At 65.8% G+C, this 17,256-nt stretch carries 15 protein-coding genes; 9 read left to right on the top strand and 6 right to left on the bottom strand.

Annotation, left to right across the window (positions count from 1 at the left end):
• Positions 1 to 14: 14 nt before the first annotated feature.
• Positions 15 to 908: a phosphoserine phosphatase SerB gene (gene serB, locus MUN23_RS19970; protein WP_248760634.1), complete on the bottom strand. Its 894-nt coding sequence runs from the start codon at positions 906 to 908 to the stop codon at positions 15 to 17.
• Positions 909 to 1,076: 168 nt separating this feature from the next.
• Here serB and MUN23_RS19965 point away from each other — a divergent pair, with 168 nt between their 5' ends.
• From MUN23_RS19965 to MUN23_RS19945, 5 genes are all read left to right on the top strand, one after another.
• Complete coding sequence (locus tag MUN23_RS19965; RefSeq protein ID WP_248760623.1) at positions 1,077 to 1,862, top strand: ABC transporter ATP-binding protein; 786 nt, start codon at positions 1,077 to 1,079, stop codon at positions 1,860 to 1,862.
• 15 nt (positions 1,863 to 1,877) lie between these two features.
• Entirely contained in the window at positions 1,878 to 2,663 is a 786-nt protein-coding gene (locus MUN23_RS19960) for a sulfite exporter TauE/SafE family protein (protein ID WP_248760621.1), read from the top strand.
• Between the two features lie 7 nt (positions 2,664 to 2,670).
• Complete coding sequence (locus MUN23_RS19955; protein ID WP_248760620.1) at positions 2,671 to 3,495, top strand: RNA methyltransferase; 825 nt, start codon at positions 2,671 to 2,673, stop codon at positions 3,493 to 3,495.
• Between the two features lie 122 nt (positions 3,496 to 3,617).
• Entirely contained in the window at positions 3,618 to 3,875 is a 258-nt protein-coding gene (locus tag MUN23_RS19950; RefSeq protein ID WP_056339888.1) for a type B 50S ribosomal protein L31, read from the top strand.
• A 109-nt stretch (positions 3,876 to 3,984) separates the two neighbouring features.
• Positions 3,985 to 5,076, top strand: coding sequence for a biotin/lipoate A/B protein ligase family protein (locus MUN23_RS19945; RefSeq protein ID WP_248760618.1), 1,092 nt, complete (start codon positions 3,985 to 3,987; stop codon positions 5,074 to 5,076).
• Between the two features lie 16 nt (positions 5,077 to 5,092).
• Here MUN23_RS19945 and pepN read toward each other — a convergent pair whose 3' ends face one another.
• On the bottom strand, positions 5,093 to 7,708 hold the full coding sequence (gene pepN, locus MUN23_RS19940) for an aminopeptidase N (RefSeq protein WP_248760616.1): 2,616 nt from the start codon (positions 7,706 to 7,708) through the stop codon (positions 5,093 to 5,095).
• Positions 7,709 to 7,761: 53 nt separating this feature from the next.
• Positions 7,762 to 8,841, bottom strand: coding sequence for a putative sulfate exporter family transporter (locus MUN23_RS19935; protein ID WP_248760614.1), 1,080 nt, complete (start codon positions 8,839 to 8,841; stop codon positions 7,762 to 7,764).
• Positions 8,842 to 8,956: 115 nt separating this feature from the next.
• Between MUN23_RS19935 and MUN23_RS19930 the strand changes: the two genes are divergently transcribed.
• From MUN23_RS19930 to MUN23_RS19920, 3 genes are all read left to right on the top strand, one after another.
• Positions 8,957 to 10,513 (top strand): circularly permuted type 2 ATP-grasp protein, encoded by a 1,557-nt coding sequence (locus MUN23_RS19930; protein ID WP_248760613.1) that lies wholly within the window; start codon positions 8,957 to 8,959, stop codon positions 10,511 to 10,513.
• 75 nt (positions 10,514 to 10,588) lie between these two features.
• Positions 10,589 to 11,515: an alpha-E domain-containing protein gene (locus tag MUN23_RS19925; RefSeq protein WP_056339904.1), complete on the top strand. Its 927-nt coding sequence runs from the start codon at positions 10,589 to 10,591 to the stop codon at positions 11,513 to 11,515.
• Positions 11,512 to 12,363, top strand: coding sequence for a transglutaminase family protein (locus tag MUN23_RS19920; RefSeq protein ID WP_248760611.1), 852 nt, complete (start codon positions 11,512 to 11,514; stop codon positions 12,361 to 12,363). Before MUN23_RS19925 ends, MUN23_RS19920 begins: the two co-directional genes overlap by 4 nt.
• A 46-nt stretch (positions 12,364 to 12,409) precedes the next feature.
• Here the strand turns inward: MUN23_RS19920 and MUN23_RS19915 are convergent, their stop codons facing one another.
• The 3 genes from MUN23_RS19915 to glgC form a co-directional block, all read right to left on the bottom strand.
• Positions 12,410 to 12,853 (bottom strand): pyridoxamine 5'-phosphate oxidase family protein, encoded by a 444-nt coding sequence (locus MUN23_RS19915; protein WP_248764154.1) that lies wholly within the window; start codon positions 12,851 to 12,853, stop codon positions 12,410 to 12,412.
• Positions 12,854 to 12,997: 144 nt separating this feature from the next.
• Entirely contained in the window at positions 12,998 to 14,449 is a 1,452-nt protein-coding gene (locus tag MUN23_RS19910; protein WP_248760601.1) for an SDR family oxidoreductase, read from the bottom strand.
• A gap of 83 nt (positions 14,450 to 14,532) precedes the next feature.
• Positions 14,533 to 15,942 (bottom strand): glucose-1-phosphate adenylyltransferase, encoded by a 1,410-nt coding sequence (glgC, locus tag MUN23_RS19905; protein WP_248760600.1) that lies wholly within the window; start codon positions 15,940 to 15,942, stop codon positions 14,533 to 14,535.
• Between the two features lie 99 nt (positions 15,943 to 16,041).
• Here glgC and glgA point away from each other — a divergent pair, with 99 nt between their 5' ends.
• A complete protein-coding gene (gene glgA / locus MUN23_RS19900) occupies positions 16,042 to 17,238 on the top strand; it encodes a glycogen synthase (RefSeq protein WP_248760599.1) in 1,197 nt (398 codons plus the stop codon).
• Positions 17,239 to 17,256 lie beyond the last annotated feature (18 nt).

Genomic DNA, 17,256 nt, shown 5'->3' with positions numbered 1-17,256 from the left:
ACGGAGCCTGCGGCTCAGACGCCGGCGATGTGGCGCACGGCGTCGAGGTACGGCATGTTGATCGCAGAGTCCGCAACTGCCCGGACCGCAGGTTTGGCATTGAACGCCACTCCCATCCCGGCGGCCCCGAGCATGTCCAGGTCGTTGGCGCCGTCGCCCACGGCAATGGTGTGTTCCATCGCGATGCCTTCAGCGGCCGCCCACTCGCGCAGGTACTTTTCCTTCGCCGCACGGTCGATGACGGCACCGAGCACCTTGCCGGTCAGGGCGCCGTCCACAATCTCAAGTTCGTTCGCCAGCCAGTAGTCCAGGCCCAGGTCCTCAGCGATGGGCCCCAGGATCTGGTTGAACCCGCCGGACACCACCGCCACCACGTGGCCTGCAGCCTTGAACGCCGCAACCAGCTCAGCGGCACCTTCGCTCAGCTTCACTTCCGCCCGGACGGAATCGATGACGGCGGCCGGCAGCCCTGCGAGCACGGCCACCCGCGCGTGGAGGCTCTGCGCGAAGTCCAGTTCACCGCGCATCGCCGCTTCGGTGACTGCCGCCACCTCTTCCCGCTTGCCCGCATAGGCCGCCAGGAGCTCGATGACTTCCTGCTGGATCAGCGTCGAATCAACGTCCATGATCAACAGCTTCCGCGGAGCAGCACGAAGGCCAGCGGGAACGATGGCGGTGTCCAGGCCATCCTGCGCCGCCTCGGCCACCGCCCGGCGGAGGGCCGAAATGCCGGCGTCCGTGCCATCCGCGACGGCGACCTCGGCAGTGTGGACCTCAAACCGGCTGTCCCCGCCCCTTGATTCGGACTGGAGCGTGGCGCCACTGCCCGTCAGGGCGGAGCGCAGCTTGTCGAGCCCGGAGGCAGTCAGTTTTGGGCCATAGCTGACCGCAGTCACGTTCGAAGTCATGGCTGCAATCTTAGCCAGCGGGGGAGAGCCGCCCGAATTGATTGCGCCAGGTTGGTGCGATCCCTGCGTGCCGGCCAGCAGACGGAACAACCACCGTCGCCGTGAGAAGCGTCGCTGTGCACGTACCAGTTATCAGTCCGTCCCTGTTTTGTCCTAGTGTCTACTCCTATGAGTGATGTTCTTGAATTGGCCGCCGTCAGCGTTGTCCGTGGGGCTAAAACGCTTCTGAACAAGGTGGACTGGCAGGTCAAGGAGGGCGAGCGCTGGGTCATCCTTGGACCCAACGGCGCCGGCAAGACCACACTCTTGCAGATTGCTGCCGCCCGCCTTCACCCCACCAGCGGCATGGCCGGCATCCTTGAGGAAATCCTCGGCTCCGTGGACGTTTTTGAACTCCGTCCGCGCATCGGGCTGTCCTCCGCCGCGTTGGCCAACCAGATCCCCGAGGACGAGACCGTCCTGAACGTTGTGGTCACGGCCGCCTACGGCGTAACGGGCCGGTGGCGTGAAGGCTACGAGCGCGCTGACGAACGCCGCGCTTTCCGGCTGCTCAATGACTGGGGCATGGGGCCCCTGCTCAACCGGAAGTTCGCGTCCCTGTCCGAAGGGGAGCGCAAACGGGCCCAGATCGCCCGCGCCCTCATGACGGATCCCGAACTCCTCCTCCTGGACGAGCCGGGCGCCGGCCTGGACCTGGGTGGACGCGAGGAATTGGTGCACCGCCTCAGCGAGCTGGCCCGCGACGAATCCGCGCCGGCCATCGTCCTGGTCACCCACCACCTTGAAGAAGTCCCGCCCGGGTTCACCCATGCCATGCTGCTCCGGGACGCGAACGTGGTTGCGTCCGGTCCCATTGCCGAGGTGCTGACGGCTGAGAACCTGAGCCAGACGTTCGGCCTTGAGCTTGACGTAAATGCCAGCGCGGGCAGGTACACCGCCGCCGCACGCCGCTAGCGCGGTCCTGTCCCCGTGGAGCTTCTCAGCAGCATCCTTGTGTTTTTTGCCGGCCTGTGGGCCGGCACCATCAACGCCGTTGTAGGTTCCGGCACCCTGGTCACCTTTCCTGTCCTGATCGCCCTCGGCATAGCGCCGGTAACGGCCTCCATCAGTAATGCCATGGGGCTGGTGGCAGGCAATGCCGCCGGCGCGTGGGGATACCGGAAGGAACTCAAAGGCCGGGGCCAGCAACTGCTCAGGCTGCTTCCCGCCTCCCTGCTGGGCGGCATCAGCGGCGCGTGGCTGCTGCTGCACCTGCCGGAAATAGTATTCCACTACGCGGCTCCGGCCCTGATTGTCCTTGCCCTGCTGATGGTGGTCTTCCAGCCCCGGCTTCAGCAGTGGGTGCGGACCAGGGAGGAAAACCCCGAGCACGCACTGAAGGACAAGAACCACGGCGTGCTGTTGATCGTTCTTGTGTATCTGGCCGGCGTCTACGGTGGCTACTTCGTGGCAGCCCAAGGCATCCTGCTGGTGGGCATCCTGGGCGTGTTCATGACGGGAACCATCCAGAACGCCAATGCCATGAAGAACATCCTGGTCCTGGGCGTGAATGTCGTGGCGGCGGCCTCCTACCTGTTGTTCGCGTTCGGCCGCATCAACTGGGCTGTGGTGGCCCTTATCGCGGTCAGTTCCCTGATCGGCGGCGTCATCGGTTCCAAAGTGGGGCGCCGACTTTCCCCGCCGGTCCTTCGCGGCGTGATCTTTGCCCTCGGCCTGGTGGCTCTCGGCTTTATGATCGCCAACCTGATGAAATAATCAGCCGGTGACAATCCACTACCTCGAATCGGCCGGGGATCCCCGCGTCTCCGACTACACGCAGCTGACGGACGTCCACCTGCGGAAGCTCCGTGAACCGGCTGAGGGAATGTACATCGCCGAATCCTCACGGGTCCTGCGCCGGGCGTTGGCGGCCGGCCACCGGCCAAGGTCGTTCTTCCTGGCGGAGAAATGGCTGGCTGACCTGCAGGATGTCCTCAGTGCCCATCCGGACGTTCCCGCTTTTATTGGCAGCGCCGCCCTGCTCGAAGAGATCACCGGGTTCCACCTCCACCGCGGCGCCATGGCGGCCATGCAACGGCCGGAACCGGTGCCCCTCCACGAGCTGCTGGCCGGCGCGCGCCGGGTCGCTGTCCTGGAGGACATCGTGGACCACACCAATGTGGGCGCCATCTTCCGGTCGGCCGCGGCCCTGGACATCGATGCCGTCCTGATTTCACCGCGCTGCGGCGATCCGCTCTACCGCCGCAGCGTCCGGGTCAGCATGGGAACGGTCTTCCAGGTGCCCTGGGCGCGGCTGGAGTCCTGGCCGCAGGACCTGTCGCTGCTCAAGGAAGCCGGCTTCACCGTGGCCGCGCTGGAACTCACCAGGGACGCCGTGGACGTGGACTCACTTGCCGCGCGCAATCCTGACCGGCTGGCCCTGGTGCTCGGCACCGAAGGCGCCGGCATGAGCGCCGAGACGCTCGCCGCCGTCGACCTCGCCGTGAAGATCCCCATGCGCGCCGGCGTGGACTCCCTCAACGTGGCCGCCGCCTCCGCCGTGGCGTTCTGGGAACTCCGGCCCCGCGGTTCGCAGGGTCCGCGTTGATCAGCTATTATTAACAGCTGGCTGTCCTGCGCTTTCTGCCATGCGGCAGTGAAGCAGGCACCAGCCATCCCATTCATACCTGGCAGCTGGCAAAATCCAGTTGTGCGAACAAAGGCCCCATTATGAAGTCTGATATCCACCCGAAGTACGAAGCTGTTGTTTTCAACGACCTGGCTTCCGGCGTCAAGTTCCTGACCAAGTCCACCGTGTCTTCCAAGAAGACCATCGAGTGGGAAGACGGAAACACCTACCCGGTCATTGACGTCGAAATCTCCTCCGAGTCCCACCCGTTCTACACGGGCAAGCAGCGCATCATGGACTCTGCAGGCCGCGTCGAGCGCTTCAACGCTCGCTTCAAGGGCTTCGGCGGCGCGAAGTAATTCACCCCCCAAGGTTCTTTGGAAAGCCCGCACCGGCAACGGTGCGGGCTTTTTGCGTCCGGGGATTTGCCGTTTCGGGGAGCCCCTATCGTGGGGCAGGATGGACGTCATGACTGCCTCCCCGTTTGCCGCTGAAGACCGCCCCCGCAGCCACCATGGTGAGTACAAAGTCCCCGGCGGCAAACTTGTGGTGGTGGATTTCGACGTTGTGGACGGTGCCCTCGCCGACGTCTCCCTCAGCGGCGACTTTTTCCTCGAACCCGACGAGGCGCTGCCCGCCATCAACCGGGCGCTGACAGGACTTCCGGAAAGCACGACGGCGGCGGAGCTGTCCGCCGCCGTCACCGCTTCGCTGCCTCCCGGCGCTGTCCTGTTCGGCTTTTCGGCCGACGCCGTGGCCGTCACCGTTCGCCGCGCGCTGGCGAAGGCAACGGCCTGGACTGACCACCACTGGAACATCATCGCTCCCACCGTGCTGCCCACGCATATCAACGTCGCCCTGGATGAGGTGCTGACCGAAGAGGTGGGCGCCGGCCGTCGCAACCCCACCCTGCGGTTCTGGGACTGGGAAGAACCGTCCGTGGTGATCGGCAGTTTCCAGTCCTTCAGGAACGAGCTGGATCCCGACGGCGTCGCCCGGCACGGCATCACCGTGGTCCGCCGGATCAGCGGTGGCGGAGCCATGTTCATGGAGGCCGGCAACTGCATCACGTACTCCCTGTACCTGCCGCAGACGCTCGTGGACGGGATCAGCTTCGCGGACTCCTACACATTCCTCGACGCCTGGGTGATGGCCGCCCTCGAGAAAATCGGGGTGACCGCGTTTTACGTGCCCCTGAACGACATCGCCACGGATCAGGGCAAGATCGGCGGCGCCGCCCAGAAACGCCTCGCCAACGGGGGCATGCTGCACCACGTCACCATGAGCTACGACATCGACGCCGACAAGATGGTCGAGGTGCTGCGCATCGGCAAGGAGAAGCTCTCGGACAAGGGGACGCGCAGCGCCAAGAAGCGGGTTGATCCGCTGCGCCGGCAGACCGGACTGGCCCGCACGGAGATCATCGCCGCCATGATGGAAGTGTTCAGCGAACGGTACGCCGCCAGCCCGTCCGAACTTACTGCCGCAGAGCTCAGTGCCGCCCGGGACCGGGTGACCACCAAGTTCGGCGCAGAGGATTGGCTGCACCGGGTCCCGTAAGAGCCCTTCCGGTGATTTACAGAGCCTGTGCGGTGAGCGCCCTCAGAAGGTGGCTCCGCTGCTCCACAATGATCCGGCGCAGCGCCCGCGGCGCGTCAGAGTTGGCCGTCAGCCAGGCATTCGTCCGGAGCACCACGGCGTGCTCCGCAGGCAAGGTCCCCGCCGGCAGATCCTGCGCCAGGGGATAGAGCCCCCGGACTATCCGGCTTGCGATTTCAATGCTCCGGTTGTCCCAGACACCGCGGAGGCACTCGAAGTACGGCTCCACATAGGGTTCCATGAGGGCAGCGGGAGCGGTCGTAAATCCAACGATGGTGGCGCTAAGAAGCTGGTTGGACAGCTTCGTCCCCTCCACGCCAGAGTGCCAGGCGGCGGCCTTCACATCACGCTCCGGACGTGCGGCGAGGGCTGTGGCGTGGCCCGCCCGGCCCGAGGCGGTGGTGTCGCGTTCGAGTTCTGCGTCCAGCTCTTCGGGGGTGGCCTGCCCGTTGGCCGCCAGGGCATGCCAGAGGCTCCAGCGCAGCTCGGCGTCCACGGCCAGGCCGTCCACCACCGCAGTGCCGTCCAGAAGGCCCCTGAGCCGGGGGAGGAGGGCAGCGTCATGACGGCTGACGGCGGCGAGCGTCCGCGCCCAGGCCAGCTGGTGGTCCGAGCCCGGCGCTGCCTTACCCAGCTGGGCGTCGGCCGCCGCCAGGAAGGCGCCGCGCACCGCGTCGCGTTGGGCCAAGGGGGTGTAGCGTTCGACGGCGGTGGCGGCGTTCTCGAGGATGTTCAGCAGCACGCCGACTCCCGTTTCGGACGGACCGAACGACGTCACGGCCTCCACGTAGCGGGAGGCCGGGCTTTCCCCGTCGCGGGCGGAGTTCCACAGCGCGGTCCAGCAGAGGGCGCGGGCCATCGGATCGGCGAGGCGGTCCAGGGATGCCAAAACTGTTTCCTCGGACACCGGGTCCAGCCGGACTTTTGCGTAGGTCAGGTCATCATCGTTGACGAGCAGGAGGGCGGGCCGCGGCTGCCCAGCCAACTCCGGGACCTCTGTCCGCGCGCCGGCAACGTCCGTTTCGATGCTCCCGGTGCGGACCAGGGCGCCGTCGGCGTCGAAGTTGTACGAGCCCACGCGCAGCCGGTGCGGCCGCAGTTCCTCCCGCCCGGTAACGGGGTCCACTGCAGCCTGGACGATCGTTACGGCGCCGAGGACGCCGTCGTGCGTGTCCGTCTCCAGCGACAGTGTGGAGATGCCGGAGGTCTGCAGCCAGGCGGCCGCCCAGCCGGCAAGGTCGCGGCCGGAAGCAGCGCTGAGGGCCTTCAGCAGGTCCGCCAGTGTGGTGTTTCCGTAGGCGTGATCGCGGAAGTACTGCCGTGAGCCGGCGATGAAAGCATCGAATCCGACGTACGCCACCAACTGCTTCAGTACGGACGCACCCTTGGCGTAGGTGATGCCGTCAAAATTCTGTTTGGCGGCCTCAAGGTCAGGGATGTCGGCCACGATCGGGTGGGTGGTGGGCAGCTGGTCCTGGACGTAGGCCCACGCCTTGCGCTTGTTGGCGAAGTTCACCCAGGCTGTCTCCCAGTCCGTGGCACGGTCCACGCCGAGGGTACCCATGTAGTCCGCAAAGGACTCCTTCAGCCACAGGTCGTCCCACCACTGCATCGTGACCAGGTCGCCGAACCACATGTGCGCCATCTCGTGCATCAGCGTGTTCGCCCGGGCCTGGTACTGCGCGTCGGTGGCGCGGGACGTGAACACGTAGCCTTCGGTGAACGTGACCAGCCCCGGGTTCTCCATCGCGCCCAGGTTGTATTCGGGCACAAAGGCCTGATCGTATTTCCCCCACGGGTAGGGAAAATCGAAAAGCCGGTTGAAGAACTCCAGCCCGTTCTTGGTCAGGCGGAAGAGCTCCGCGGCATCGAACGATTCCGCCATGGATGCACGGCAGTACAGCGCCAGGGGCACCTCCAGCGGTGTGCCGTCGTCGAGCGTGGCGCTCCAGTGGTCCTCGGCTTTGAAGTAGGGCCCGGCCAGGACTGTGGTGATGTAGGTGGACATGGGGAGTGTCGTGGCGAAGTCCCAGCGGCTGGTGGCCGGATCGCTGGTCAGCTGCGTCCGGGCCGCTTCCACACCGTTTGAGGCCACCTCCCAGCCGGACGGTGCCATCACGTGGAATGTGTACTCGGCCTTGAGGTCGGGCTGTTCAAAGTTCGCGAACACGCGCCGGGCGTCGGCGGGTTCGTACTGCGTGTAGAGGTAGCACTGGCCGTCGGCGGGATCCACAAAGCGGTGCATGCCCTCGCCGGACCGGCTGTACAGGGCCGTGCCGGTGACGGTGACCTGGTTTTCTGCCTGCAGGTTCTCCAGGCGGATCCGGGAACCGTCCACAACGTCGGCCACGGGCAGCGCTTTGCCGTTGAGGAACACACTGTGGACCTCACCGGCGATGAAATCCAGGAAGGTGAACGCCACCTGCCCCTGCCCCGGCACGGCGGCCGAGAAGTGGATGACGCTGCGGCTGATGTAGCCCGCCACGTCCGGGTCCGCTGCCTGCCGCACATCCAGGGAGACGTCGTAACTGTGGGTGCTGATCAGGGCTGACCGTTGAGCGGCTTCATCGCGCTGCAGATTCTCATGTGACACTCAGCTATCTAATCACGGGACCCGGGCGTGCCGGTCACCATCCGGCTGCCGGCCTAGGCCGTCATCAGCAGGGCCGCTGCCAGGCCCAGCAGCGCGATCAGCAGCCAGGCCGCCAGAGCCGCGAGCAGCGCCCGCGCTCCGGTGTGCAGGAGCGTGCGGATCCGCACGGCCGACCCGAGCCCGAAGAGCGCCGCTCCCAGGAGAATGTCCTGCAGCCCCGCACCGGCGTCGAGCCAGCCGTCCGAGAGCCAGTCCGTGGACCGAAGCGCCACCATTGCCACAAACCCCACCACGAAAAGGGGCACCAGCGGCGGCAGCGCATGTTGTCCTGACGTGCTCATGCGGTGGTGCACGCCCGCCACGGCCACCACCGGTGCCAGGAGCAGCACTCGGGTGAGCTTAACGACGACGGCGATGCCCAGTGCTGCGGTGCCGGCGGTCTGCGCCGTGGCCACCACCTGGCCGACGTCGTGGACCGAGGCACCCGTCCAGGCGCCGAAAGCGAGGGGGCTCAACTGCAGGGGATGCATCAGCAGCGGCAGGATGCCGATCGCCAGCGTGCCGCACAGTGTCACCAGCGCCACCGGCAGGACAGTATCCGCATGCCGGATCCGTCGCACGGCCGCCATGGCACCAATGGCGGACGCCCCGCAGATCGAAAAGCCGGTTGCCACCAGCAGCGCGGTCTCACGCGGCAGCCGGAACAGCCGCACCAGCAGGTACGTGCCGCCGAAACTCAGGAGCACCACGCCGGCGATGAGGACCATGGCCAGCCAGCCCAGGCCCAGAATGTCCATGATGCTCACTTTGAGGCCCAGCAGGACAATGCCGCCCCGCATCAGGTGCTTGCCCGCGAAGTCCAGGCCCGGGCGCGCCCTGCCAGCGATCCAGACGGCCGTCCCGGGCAGGTTTGCGGCGAGCAGGCCCAGCGCAACGGCACTGGTCATGGCCGGCAATGCCGGCACCACGGCATGTACGGCGAAGGCAACGGCCAGGGCGGGGGCGGCTGTCAGGAGGCCCGGCAGGAGCCTGCCGGAACGTATCGCCCCACCGCGAAGGCGGGCCCGCAGTCCGCTGCGGCGGCCCCTGTTCCCGCCGGCTCCGGAGCTCCCGGGATTACTTGTCTCTGGCACTCACTAACCTTGCCGGATAAGACACGGATTCAACGAACCGCAGATGCCCGGCGGCAACACGCCACAATGGATGGCGGTAATGATTTCGAAACAAAAAGATGGTTGGCTAAAGGACATGTCAGACCTATTCCAGGATTACTCCGAGGCCGCCGGGCGCACGGGCGCCTACGACGAGATGTTCACTCCCGGCCAGGAAGCACGCGAGTCGTACGGCCAGGTGGCCGATGCCCTTAGCAAGCTCTCCCTCGCCGACGTCAGTGCCCGGGCTGACTCCATGGCACGGACCTTCCTGGACCGCGGTGTCACCTTTGACTTCGCAGGGGAGGAGCGGCCGTTTCCGCTCGACATCGTCCCCCGCGTTATCCCCGCCGACGAGTGGACCGTGCTGGAAAAAGGCGTGGCGCAGCGCGTCCGGGCCCTGGAAGCCTTCCTCAACGACGTCTACGACAAAATGAACGTGGTGGCCGACGGCGTCATCCCGCGCCAGCTCGTCACCACCAGCGCCCACTTCCACCGCCAGGTTCACGGCTTCGAGCCGGCCGGCGGAGTCCGTGTGCACATCTCCGGCATCGATGTGGTGCGCGACGCAGCGGGCACCTTCCGCGTCCTGGAAGACAATGTGCGCGTCCCGTCCGGCGTCAGCTACGTGCTGGAAAACCGGCGGGCCATGGCCAAGGGCCTGCCCGAAGCATTCGGCCAACAGCTCATCCGGCCGGTCGAAGAGTACCCCCGCCGGCTGCTGTCCGCCCTGCGCAAAACCGCGCCCGCCGGCGTCGACGATCCCACGGTAGTGGTGCTGACCCCCGGCGTCTTTAACAGCGCCTACTTTGAACACACCCTGCTGGCCGGCCTGATGGGCGTGGAGCTTGTCGAAGGCCGCGACCTCATCTGCCGCGGCAACCGCGTCTACATGCGCACCACGGCCGGTGAGCAGCGCGTGGACGTGATCTACAAACGCATCGACGACGAGTTCCTGGACCCCCTGCAGTTCCGCTCGGATTCCATGCTCGGCTGCCCGGGACTGGTCAACGCCGCCAGGGCCGGCGGCGTGACCATCGCCAACGCCGTGGGCAACGGCGTGGCCGACGACAAACTTGTCTACAGCTACGTTCCGGACCTCATCCGCTATTACCTCAACGAGGAGCCCGTCATCGCGAACGTGGACACGTTCCGGCTGGAGGAGAAGGAATCCCGGGAGTATGTCCTGGACAACCTCGCTGAGCTCGTGGTGAAGCCCGTGGACGGCTCCGGCGGCAAAGGCCTGGTCATCGGGCCGGACGCCTCCAACGACGAACTCGAGGCCCTGCGCAAGCGGGTCATCGCTGACCCGCGCGGCTGGATCGCCCAGCCGGTCCTGCAGCTTTCCACCGTGCCCACCCTTGGCGGGGACAAATTCGGCCCCCGGCACGTGGACCTGCGCCCGTTTGCCGTCAACGACGGCGACGACGTCTGGGTGCTTCCCGGCGGACTCACCAGGGTGGCGCTCAAGGAAGGCTCCCTCATTGTGAACTCCAGCCAGGGCGGCGGCTCCAAGGACACCTGGGTGCTGGCAGACTCACCCCAGGTGCCGGTGGAAACTGTTCCGCGGCCCACCATTTCCATCCGCGAGCGGGTCTCCGTCTGGCCAGTGGAAAGCAACTGGCGCGACCGCCAGTCGGAGCAGCAGCAGTGAGCCGGGCCATCGAACCGGCACAATTGTTCACGGGGTCATCCCCACAGATTTCGGACGCGCAGGAGGTCACCGCGAATGCTTAGCCGCATTGCTGAGTCCCTATTTTGGATCGGACGCTACGTGGAGCGGGCCGACGGCACCGCCCGCATCCTGGACGTGCACCTGGAACGCCTGAACCACCTCCCCATGGACGAACGCCGCAGGGTGGCCCAGGAACTGCTCGCAGTGATGGGCGCCCGGCCGCAGAGCGAAGACTTCGGCCTGCCCGAACTCCTCCATGCCCTGGCGTACGACAAAACCAGCGCAACCTCCATCGCCGGGTCGCTGGGAGCCGCGCGCGAGAATGCCCGCCGTGCCCGCGAGACCGTGTCCTCGGGCCTCTGGGAAAGCCTCAACACCACTTACTACGGGCTAAGCCAGCACCGCAAGGACGTGGTGGGGACGTACCGCTTCTGCAACTGGACGCTGGAACGGACGGCCATGGTCAGCGGCCTGGCCGACACCACGGTGAGCCATGACGAAAGCTGGCTGTTCCTGGTATTGGGCCGGTCCCTGGAGCGCGCGGACATGACGGCGCGGATGCTTTCCACCCGGGATGTCCTTTCTGCGGGTATGTCCTGGGTCAACATGCTGCGGTGCGCGGGGGCCTATGAGTCGTTCCTCCGGACGCGCCGGGCCGCGTTCGGGGACCAGCACGCCGCCGAGTTCCTCCTGCTTGACCGACTGTTCCCGCGGTCCATCGTCTACGCCCTGCGCGACGCTGATGAGTGCCTCGCCAAGCTGGACCCTTCGGCGCAGCGCGTGGGCTTCATCAACGACGCCCGCCGGATCGTGGGCCAGGCCCGTACGTTCCTCGAGTTCCACCGGACGGACGATCTGATGTCCGAACTGCCCGAACACATGGAACGCGTGCAGAAGGCCGTCTCGCAGGCCTCGGACGCCATTTCCCGTAAATACTTTAATCAGGCAGACGAACTGGCCTGGGTGGGAGAAGTTTCATGACCCGGCTGAGCATCATCCACACCACGGCCTACAAGTACAACAAGCGCGTCACGCTCTCCTACAACGAAGCCCGCATGACACCGCTGACCGACCCCCAGCAGGTGGTCCTTGAATCCGTGCTCAAGGTCTCGCCGACGCAGGCGGCCGTGAGCAACTACCGGGACTACTGGGGCACTCGGGTCACCGCCTTCGACATGCAGATGCCGCACGACCACCTTGAGGTCGTTTCCAACATCACTGTCGAAGTGCACCGGGCGGAAAAAATTCCCGCCGACGCAGACATCGCCGGCTGGGACGTCCTGGCGTCTGCGGAGTCGCTGAACACGTTCAGCGACTGGCTGCCGCAGTCCCAACTGAGCGGTCCCGGTGCCGAGGTGCTGGGCATCATTCCAGGCGTCGTGGAGGGCAAGAACCCGCACGAGGCCGCCATGGCCATCTTCGAATGGATGCGCGGCGAGATGACGTACATGTCCGGTTCCACCGCCGTCACCACCAACGCCGAGGAAGCGTGGGGGCAGCGGCAGGGCGTCTGCCAGGACCTCGCGCACCTTGCCATCGGCGCGCTGCGCAGCTGCGGCATTCCCGCGCGCTACGTGTCCGGTTACCTGCACCCGCGGTCGACGGCGGGCATCGGCGAGACAGTCGCCGGCCAGTCACATGCCTGGCTGGAGTTCTGGGACGGCGAATGGCGCAGCTGGGATCCGACGAACCACAAGCCGGCAGGGGATTACCACGTCACCGTGGCCAGGGGACGGGACTACCGGGATGTTCCGCCGCTGAAGGGCATCCTGTCCGGCGGTGGCGGATCCGCGCTCAGCGTGAGCGTGGAAATCACCCGCCTCGCTTAGGCAGTGGGGGGGCGTTTCCTCGTCCTGCCCAGGGTCCAGCCCGGGACTACTCCGGGGCTGCCTTGGCCGCTCCGCTGAGCTGGGTCCACCAGGTCATGGGTGCGGTGACTTTGAACCGACGCCCGGTCACTGTTCCCGGGCTCACCCGGACAAATGTGTCTTTCTTCCCGGCCTGCCATGGGAAGAGGTACAGGGCTGCGGAGTCCAGGATGCCTTCGGTTCCTGTGATGGCCTTTGCCGGTCCCTTGACCACCACGCTCCAGGCCAGGCCACTGACGGCATCCACGCCGTCGGCCTCCATCGCCACAGCGGCACCTCCCGAGGCGGCGGCCAGCTTGGTTCCAGCGCCGGTGCGGAACACTAATGTTCCGCCGTCCACCGTGTAGTTGATAGGGAAGATATCCGGCTGGCCGTCCACCAGGACTGCCAGCCTGCCTACCGAAACCGTCCGCAACAGGGCCCAGCATTCGTGGTGTTCCAGGTTCTGCACCTGGGACGTTGACTCGCCGGAGTTGGACTCTCGGGAGGTTGACTCGTTGGACGCTGGGTCACTGGACATTGGTTCACCGGACATTGGCTCGCTGCTCATGCCGCCGAGCCTACGCCCAACGCCCCGGAGAGGACAGCGTCCGTCCTACCAGGGGCTGGGCTTGTAGTCCTTGAGGAAGACCCCGTACTGGTCCTCGCCGTTTTCGCCCATCACGATCGGATCGTAAACGCGGGCGGCGCCGTCAACCAGGTCCAGGGGCGCGTGGAAGCCCTCTTCCATCAGCCGGACCTTGGTGAAGTGCGGGCGTTCGTCGGTGATCCAGCCGGTGTCCACCGCCGTCATCAGGATCCCGTCAGCGTCCAGCATTTCCTGGGCGCTGGTCCGCGTCATCATGTTCAGGGCCGCCTTGGCCATGTTGGTGTGCGGATGCCCGGGGCCCTTGTAGGCGCGGGAGAACTGGCCTTCCATGGCGGAGACGTTGACGATGTACTTCCGGTGCGCCGTGGAGCGCTTCATGGCGTCCCGGAGCCTGCTAACCAGCAGGAACGGGGCCGTGACGTTGCAGAGCTGGACTTCCAGCATTTCCAGGGGGTCAACCTCGTCCACCACCTGGGTCCAGCTGTTGATGTCAGCCAGGTCCGGGACGAGCCCGCCGGCGTCGATCGCTGTTCCGGAGGCGATCCGCTCCAGCGAGGCCGAGCCGGTGGAGAGCGCCAGCGAAGTGATGGCGTCGCCGGCCAACACCGGGTGATCCGTGACACTGCTCGCCAGGGCGAGGGGGTGTTTGTCGTGGGCGTGGCCGAAGGTCACCAGCTCCGGTCCGCCGTTGGCGGGCTCCAGCGCGGCGGGCAACGGCTCGTCCTCGGCGTCCACCAGGGGCTTGTAGGCGTTGCCGGATCGGCGCACCGTTTGGGCGGCGTTGTTGATGATGATGTCCAGGGGGCCCGCTGCGTTGAGCGAATCCGTCAGGGCCATCACCTGTGACGGGTCGCGCAGGTCGATGCCCACGATCCGGAGCCGGTGCAGCCACTCGCTGCTGTCTTCCATTGCCGCAAAACGGCGTGCGGCATCTTTGGGGAACCTGGTGGTGATGGTGGTGTGCGCGCCATCCCGGAGCAGGCGCAGCGCGATGTACATGCCGATTTTGGCCCGCCCACCGGTGAGCAGCGCACGCCGGCCTGTCAGGTCGGTGCGGGCATCCCGCTTGCTGTGGCTGAAGGCGGCGCATTCCGGGCAGAGCTGATGATAAAAAGCGTCCACCTGCGTGTAGTGCTTCTTGCAGATATAGCAGGGGCGGGAACGGATCAGGTGCCCGGCCACCTTGCCCGTCGCCGAGGTCTCCAGCTTGTTGCCGCGGGTCTCGTCATCGATCCGGTCCGGTGCTGCCGTTGCCGTCTGGGCGATGACGGCCCGGTCGGCTTCGGAGATCAGGTCCCGCTTGGTGACGCGGCGGTGACGCTTCACGGCCTTGAACATCTTCCCGGTGGCACGGCGCACCGAGACATAGTCGGGGTGTTCCTCGTCGTAGACGTGGATGGTGTTCAAAACCTTGAGGCAGGCCTGGATTTCCTCAGGCGTCAGATCGGGGGAGCTCATTGTACCGATTTTACAGCCTGGCGAAGATCCAGCCTGACCGTGCCGCGGGGTTCGCAGTCCGGCCAGGCCTGGCTGTCCTTCGTTTAGGCGCGGCGGCCGCCCGGGGCGGCCTGGGCTACTGTTTCCGCGTGGACCGCAGCGGCCTGTTCGACTGATTCGCGGAGTTCGGGGTAGTTGGCTGTGGCCGCCTTGACGGCATCCGGTACCTGGTGGAGGTTCTTAGCGGCGAGCGCACGTTCCGCGTCCCCGGGCTCGGGCACCTGCTGGCCTTTGGCTAGCACGGTGATGCCGGAGTCGGTCACCTTGAAACCGCGGGCGCGGTCCAGGTCATGGTCCAGGCCGATCGCGGCGCCGGCCGGAACCTTCACGTTTTTGTCCAGGATGGCCCGGTTGACCACGGCACCTTCGCCGATGTTCACCTTGTCCATCAGGACCGAGTCGATGACCCTGCTGCCGTTCCCCACAAAGACGTCGTTGGACAGGACGGAGCCCTCCACGACGCCGCCGGAGATGACCACGCCGCTGGACACGATGGAGTCCAGGGCGGTGCCCACGGTGTCGTTTTGCCCGCGGACGAACTTGGCGGGCGGGGAGATGCTCTGGCGTGTGTAGATGGGCCATTCAGAGTTGTAGAGGTTGAACACAGGCAACGGCGAGATGAGGTCAATGTGGGCGTCGTAGAACGAATCGATGGTGCCGACGTCGCGCCAGTAGGTCCGGTCGCGTTCCGTGGAGCCGGGGATGTCGTTGAGGGTGAAGTCGTAGACTCCGGCCTCACCCTGGCTGACGAAGTAGGGGATGATGTCCCCGCCCATGTCGTGCTTGGTGTCGAGCCGTTCGGCGTCCACGTGAAGGGCATCCACCAGCGCGTCGGCGTCGAAAACGTAGTTGCCCATGGAAGCCAGGAACTGGGTGGGATCAGCGGCCAGGCCAGGAGTTGTGGCGGGCTTTTCCACAAATGCAGCGATCTTCTGCGGGTCCTCCTGGTCCACCTCGATCACACCGAACTGGTTGGCCATGCTCAACGGCTGGCGCACGGCGGCTACCGTGGCCTTGGCACCGCTCTGCACATGCTGCTCCACCATCTGGGCGAAGTCCATGCGGTACACGTGGTCCGCACCAACAACGACGACGATATCGGGATTGGCGTCATGGATCAGGTTCAGTGACTGGTAGATGGCGTTGGCGCTGCCGAGGAACCAGCTCTTGCCGACGCGCTGCTGCGCCGGCACGGACGCCACATAATTGCCCAGCTGCGTGGACATCCGCCAGGTCTCGGAAATGTGGCGGTCAAGGCTGTGGGACTTGTACTGGGTCAGGACCACGATCTGCAGGTAGCGTGAATTCACCAGGTTGGACAGCGCAAAGTCGATCAGCCTGTAACTGCCGGCAAAAGGCACTGCAGGTTTCGCCCGGTCTGCCGTCAGTGGCATTAGCCTGTTTCCCTCGCCGCCCGCGAGGACAATGGCCAGGACTCTTTTATTCAACGGCATGGTAGTAGCTCCTGTACGCCTTCGTAACCCCAAACAGTCCGGCATGCCCGGACTCCTTCACACTAGAACAGATAGTGCGGAACGACTACCTTGGGTAACGTGCGAATAGACATTGTGACTAAAGAGTTCCCGCCCGAGATCTACGGAGGCGCCGGAGTCCACGTGGCCGAATTGAGCAGGGTGCTTAGTAAGCACGTTGACCTGCAGGTTCGTGCCTTCGGGGCACCCCGCGACGCCGATTACCACGGTGCCGGGGTGACCTCCTATTCCGTTCCCGAAGACCTGGGCTCGGCCAACGCCGCCGTCCAGACGCTCGGGGTGGACCTGCGGATCGTGCCGGACGTGGCAGGTGCCGATCTGGTCCATTCGCACACCTGGTATGCGAACATGGCCGGCCACCTCGCGTCCCTGCTCCACGGCATCCCGCACGTATTGAGTGCCCACAGCCTGGAGCCCCTGAGGCCGTGGAAGGCCGAGCAGCTTGGCGGCGGTTACGCGTTGTCCTCCTGGGTCGAGAAAACTGCCTACGAGGCGGCGGCAGCGATTATCGCCGTTTCGGAAGGCATGCGCCAGGACATCCTGCGCAGCTACCCTGACGTTGACCCTGCCAAAGTCAGGGTGGTCCACAACGGCATCGACGTCGAACTGTGGCAGCGCGACGAAAACCAGGACGCCGTCCGCGCCCTGGGCATTGATCCGGATAAGCCGAGCGTGGTGTTTGTCGGCCGCAACACGCGCCAGAAGGGCGTGCCTTACCTCCTGCGTGCCGCCGCGAAGCTTCCGGCCGATGTGCAGCTCGTGCTGTGCCTTGGGGCGGCGGATACCCCCGAGCTCGCCGCAGAAACTGCACGCCTGATCGAGGAGCTGCAGAGCCAGCGGACCGGCGTCGTCCTGATCGAACGGATGCTGCCCCGGAACGAACTCATCCAGGTCCTAAGCCACGCCACAGCGTTCGCCTGCCCGTCCATCTATGAACCGCTGGGCATCGTCAACCTCGAGGCGATGGCCTGCGGTGCTGCCGTGGTGGCCAGCGCTACGGGCGGCATTCCCGAGGTGGTCCAGCATGGCGAGACGGGTCTGTTGGTGGACCTGGAGCAGGTCACCGACGGTACCGGCACGCCGCTTGATCCGGAGAAGTTCGTGACGGAATTTGCCGCCGCTCTGACCGAGGTGGTGTCTGATCCCGAACGGGCACGTGCCATGGGCCAGGCCGGCCGCCGCCGTGCGGAGGAGCACTTCTCCTGGGACTCCATCACCGAGACCACCCTCGAGGTCTACCGCTCCGTGCTTGCCTGACGGACGGCAGGAACAGCA

The organism is Pseudarthrobacter sp. SSS035 (assembly GCF_023273875.1).
Taxonomy (GTDB): domain Bacteria; phylum Actinomycetota; class Actinomycetes; order Actinomycetales; family Micrococcaceae; genus Arthrobacter.
This window is presented reverse-complemented; position numbering and strand designations above follow the sequence as displayed.

Excerpts from the sequence above, each read along its gene's own strand:
- serB (WP_248760634.1), bottom strand. The coding sequence starts at position 908 with ATGACTTCGAACGTGACTGCGGTCAGCTATGGCCCAAAACTGACTGCC.
- MUN23_RS19965 (WP_248760623.1), top strand. The coding sequence starts at position 1,077 with ATGAGTGATGTTCTTGAATTGGCCGCCGTCAGCGTTGTCCGTGGGGCT.
- MUN23_RS19950 (WP_056339888.1), top strand. The coding sequence starts at position 3,618 with ATGAAGTCTGATATCCACCCGAAGTACGAAGCTGTTGTTTTCAACGAC.
- MUN23_RS19945 (WP_248760618.1), top strand. The coding sequence starts at position 3,985 with ATGACTGCCTCCCCGTTTGCCGCTGAAGACCGCCCCCGCAGCCACCAT.
- MUN23_RS19930 (WP_248760613.1), top strand. The coding sequence starts at position 8,957 with ATGTCAGACCTATTCCAGGATTACTCCGAGGCCGCCGGGCGCACGGGC.
- MUN23_RS19925 (WP_056339904.1), top strand. The coding sequence starts at position 10,589 with ATGCTTAGCCGCATTGCTGAGTCCCTATTTTGGATCGGACGCTACGTG.
- MUN23_RS19920 (WP_248760611.1), top strand. The coding sequence starts at position 11,512 with ATGACCCGGCTGAGCATCATCCACACCACGGCCTACAAGTACAACAAG.
- MUN23_RS19910 (WP_248760601.1), bottom strand. The coding sequence starts at position 14,449 with ATGAGCTCCCCCGATCTGACGCCTGAGGAAATCCAGGCCTGCCTCAAG.
- glgC (WP_248760600.1), bottom strand. The coding sequence starts at position 15,942 with ATGCCGTTGAATAAAAGAGTCCTGGCCATTGTCCTCGCGGGCGGCGAG.